Below are 4508 nucleotides of genomic sequence, written 5' to 3' on the forward strand. Positions count from 1 at the left end.
CGGAGCACCCGCCGGAGGCCTCCTCGCGGGAGGTGCAGAACATCCCCCTCGGGCTCGGCGCCCTGCTGCTCGGCGTCGCCGCGGTGGTCTTCGCCGCGGTGGCCACCAGCTCGATGGACGCGCTGGCCCGGCTCGGCGTGCTGCTGGTGGCCACGGTGCTGATGCTGCTCGCCCCGCCGGTGCTGGCCCGGCGCGGGCTCACCTCGACCGCCGAGACGATCGCCGCGGTGGGCCTGCTGCTGGTGCCGCTGGCCGGGTACGCGCTCTGGGCCGTCGACCGGATCGGCGGCGGTACCTCCGGCGCCGCATTCTCCGGCTCGATCTTCCTGGTCACCACCGTGGTCGCCTTCGGATACGCGTACGGGACCGGGCTGCGGGCGCCCCGCTTCGCCACCGTGCTGGCCGCCCAGCCGGTGCTGCCGCTGCTGGCGTACGAGCGGATCACCGGGCCGGCCGGCTGGGCGCTGGTGCTCACCCTGGTGGCCGTGGCCGACCTCGCGCTGGCCCGGTCGGCGGTGGTGGTCGAGCGCCCCGTCCGGCGGGACCTGCCGATCGCGCCGCCGGAGCCCACCCCGCCCCGGCAGCGGGCCGCCGACGACCGGCCCGAGTCGGCCCCGGAGGAGGCCGCCGAGGTGCTCGGCGCGGAGCCGCCCCCGGGCACCGAGCCGGTCCCGCCGGCCCGCCCGGTGCCCTGGCTGCGCGAGCTGGCCTGGCTGCTGCACGGGGTGGCGGTCGCCGTCGCCCTGGCGTACGCGGTCACCGCCCTGCTGCGCGCCACCACCGTGCCGGCCGCCGCCGGGTCGGGCGCCGTCCTGCTGCTCGCCGCGCTTGTCGGGCTGGCCGGCACGCTGGTGCTGCGCCGGCCGCCGCTGCCGGACGTGGGCGCGGGCATCGTCACCCTCGCCGTGATCGGCGCGCTCGGCCGGGTCGCCTCGGTCGCCTTCCCCGGCCGGTCGCTGCTGCTCATCGCCGCGGTCATCGCGCTCACCGGGTTCGCCGTCCGGGGCGTACCGGAGGCGGCCCGGCGGGGCCCGCAGCTCGCCTCGGCGGTGGCGCTCACGGTGAGCGGCCTGGTGGTGGCCGGCGGCGCGCTGCGCGCCGGGCTGGCGCCGGTCCGCGCCGCGCTGCCCGCCTGGTCCGCGGATCTGAGCGGATGGCACGCCGAGCTGGCGGCGGCCGTCGGGCCGACGGGCTGGCAGCTCGCCGCCAGCGCCCTGCTGCTCACCGTCGCCGCCGTGGTCGCCCTGCCGGCGGAGATCCGGCGCGAGTTCGCGGTGGTCGGGGCGGCGCTGACCGCCCTCGCCGTGCCGGCCTCGCTCGGGCTGGGCTGGGCGACCGCCTGCTGGCCGATGCTGCTGACCGCGGTGGCCATCGGCGTGCTCGGGCTCACCGCCGGCACCGAACGCGCCGCGCTGGCCCACGCGGTGACCGCCGCCGGGCTGGGGCTGGTCGGGGCCGGGGCCGCGCTCGCCCGGCCCACGCTCAGCGCCGCCGCGCTGACCCTCCTGTTCCTGGCCGGCGCACTGGTCTCGCTGGCGCCCCGGGTCCGGATCGCCGCCGCAGCCGCGGACACCGTCTGCGCCTGGGCGGCCGGCGGGGCGGCGTTCGCGCTGCCCGGCGCGGTGGCCGCGTTCGTCGCCGCCACGGTGCCGACTCCGCCGGCTCCCACCGCGGCGAACCTGCGCGAGATCACCGTCCCGATCCTCGCGGCGAGCTTCCTCGGCGTCTGCGTCACGCTCGGCTACGCCGCCCTCGTCCAGGTCGCGCAGCGGCACCTCAGCGTGCCGCACGCGCTCGGCACCGTGCTGGGCGCCGTGGCGGTCGCGGCGGCCGCGTTCGGCGCGCCCGGAGCCACCACCGCCGACGCGTGGGTGGGCGGGCTGCTGCTGGTCGCCGCCGCGCTGCTGGCGCTGGCCCCCCGGATCGACGCGGGCCGCCGTTCCGACCTGTCCCTCGACGGGTCCGACCTGGCCCTCGCCGCCGCCACGGTGGCGCTCATCGCCACCCTGGCCCGGATCGCCGCCGTGCTGGCCCCGGGCGGCCAGCTCGTGGTGGCCGCCGCCCTGGTCTCCGTGGTCGCCGTCGCCGCCCGGGCGCTGCCCGAGGAGTGGCGGCGGGGGCCGGTCCTCGGTATCACGGCCGGCGGCGCGTTGATCGGCCTGATCGCGGCCGCGAGCGCGCTGCGCGGCGGGGTCGGGGTGCTGGCCACGCCGGGCCCGATCTGGGCCGGCGACCTCAGCGGCTGGCCGGCCGCTCCCACCGGCGGGTCCACCTGGCAGGCGCCGGTCGCGCTGGTGCTGCTGGCCGTGGCCGCCGGCATCCTGCTGCCGCCACCCTGGAAGTACGACGTCTCCGGAGCGGCCGCCGTGCTCGCCACCATCGGCGCGCCGGCCGCGTTCGACCTGCCCTGGTGGTCGCCGGTGCTGGTGGGCGCCATGGTCGCCACCGTCTTCGGCATGGCGGCGGTGGCCGCGGCCGACCCGCGGGCCGCGCTGTCCCGGGCCACGGTGGCCGGGGTGGTCGCCCTGCACGCCGCCGGCGCCGGGCTGGTCCGCCCGTGGACCACGGCGCTGGCGCTCGGCAGCATCGCGCTGATCGGGGTGACGGTGGCCGCCCTGGCCCGGGCGCTCGCGCCGACGATGGCGGAGAACGTCCGCACCGAGGGGATGCCGGCGCACCTGGTGCAGATCGGCGGTGCCGCGGCCGGCGCGGCCCTGCTCGCCCTGCCCGGGGCGGTGGCCGCCCTGGCCGCCGAGTTCGGCCGGCCCCCGCAGGTGGTGCTCACCGCCGCGCTGGCCGCGTCCAGCATCGGCCTGGCCGCGGTGGCTGCCGTCCGCCGGCAGGTCCCGCAGTACCTCCCCTACGCGAGCGTGGCCGTGGTGGGCGGCGCGACGGTCACCGCGGCCGCCGCCGTGATCACCCACCTCCCCGCCGGGGTGTACGCCGCCGCGGCGGCGCTGCTCGGCGTGCTCGCCGAACTGATCCGGGCCGCCACGGTCCCGCCGGTCGGCTCGGCCCAGCCGGCCCGCCGCTGGTCGGTGCTGCTCAACGGGGCGCTGCGCCGGGCGCCGGACGACCCGGCCGAGCTGCGCTGGCGGGTCAGCCCGGCGGCCGGGGCGCTCGCCGCGGCGGCGCTGCCCACCGCCCTGGCCCTGGCCACCCTGGCACCGGCGCTGGTGGTGGCGCTGGTCGAGCCGCTCCGGGTGCTGTCCCGGGTCTGGCAGGGGCCGCCGCCGGAGCTGCTCACCCCGCCGCCCGAGGCGGTGGATCCCACGCACGTGCTCACCGCGCTGCTGCTCACCGCGACGGCGGCGCTCGCCGCCACCGGGTTCAGCGGTGGCCGGCGGTCCCGGGCCGTGCCGGTGATCCTGCCCGGGGCGGCCGTCACGCTGCTGATCACCCCGGTGGCGCTCGGCCGCGGCTGGCCGGTGACCGCGCTGGCCGGGCTGACCGTCTTCACCGTCTCGATGCTGGGGCTGGCGCTCACCCCGCCGCCGGCCGTGGCCGAACCGGCCCGCCCGATCCGGGTCGCCCGGGTGCTGGTGTTCGCCATCGGCCTGGCCGCCGGCAACGCCGGTCTCGCCGGCAGCCTCGCCACCCGGGAGCTGACCCTGTTCACGCTGGGCGGCGCGGTCGGGGTGGGCGCGGTCGCCGCGCTCTTCGGCACCACCCAGCGGGCCCGCATCCTCGGCTGGCTCTTCGCCTCGCTGATGGCCCAGCTCTTCGTGCTCACCCTCGGCCTGGTGGCCGGGCTCGCCGCGGTCTGGTCCGCGTTCGGGGTGCTGGCGGTCGGGGCGGCGCTCCAGGTCTTCGCCGCCACCCTCCCCCGGCTGCGCCGGCCGGAGGCGTACCGGGAGGCGGCCACCGTCGAGTGGAGCGGCCACGCGGCGGCGCTCATCGCGCTGGCCCTGGCGTACGACTCGCCCCGGCACATCGCCGCGCTGCTGGCCGCCTGGGGCGCCGTCCTCGGGGTGGCGGCCAGCCGCCCGGGCCGCCGGCCGGTGGAGCGGAACCTGCTGTTCTGGGCCGTGGTCATCTGCGAGATCAGCGCCTGGTGGATCCTCATGCGGGTGGCCCAGGTGGCGCTGCCCGAGGCGTACACCCTGCCGTTCGCGGCGCTCGCCCTGCTGGTCGGGGTGCTGCAACTGCGCCACCGGCCCGACCTGTCGAGCTGGGTGGCGTACGGGCCGGCGCTGGTCGCCGCGTTCCTGCCCACACTGGCGATCGTGCTGGCCACCGACACCAGCATGCTGCGTCAGGTGCTGCTGCTGCTCGGCGCCGTGGCGGTGCTGATCTTCGGCTCGACGAGCCAGCAGCAGGCGCCGGTGATCGTGGGTGCCACGGTCACGGCGATCGCCGCGGTGCACGCGCTGGTCAGCCTCGGCCCGTGGCTGGTGCTGATCCCGGTCGGCTTCCTGCTGCTGGTGCTCGGCGCGAGCAACGAACGCCGCCGCCGCGCCCAGGAGCGCCTGCAGACCGCGCTCCGCGGGATGAGATGAAACCGGAGG

At 78.9% G+C, this 4508-nt stretch carries 1 protein-coding gene; it reads left to right on the forward strand.

Annotated features, from left to right (window positions below; genetic code table 11):
• Nucleotides 1-4499 (forward strand): SCO7613 C-terminal domain-containing membrane protein (locus ACW0Q9_RS29265; protein WP_456186795.1); only part of this gene is annotated, 4499 nt, incomplete at its 5' end.
• Nucleotides 4500-4508 lie beyond the last annotated feature (9 nt).

The organism is Micromonospora sp. I033 (genome assembly GCF_053890995.1).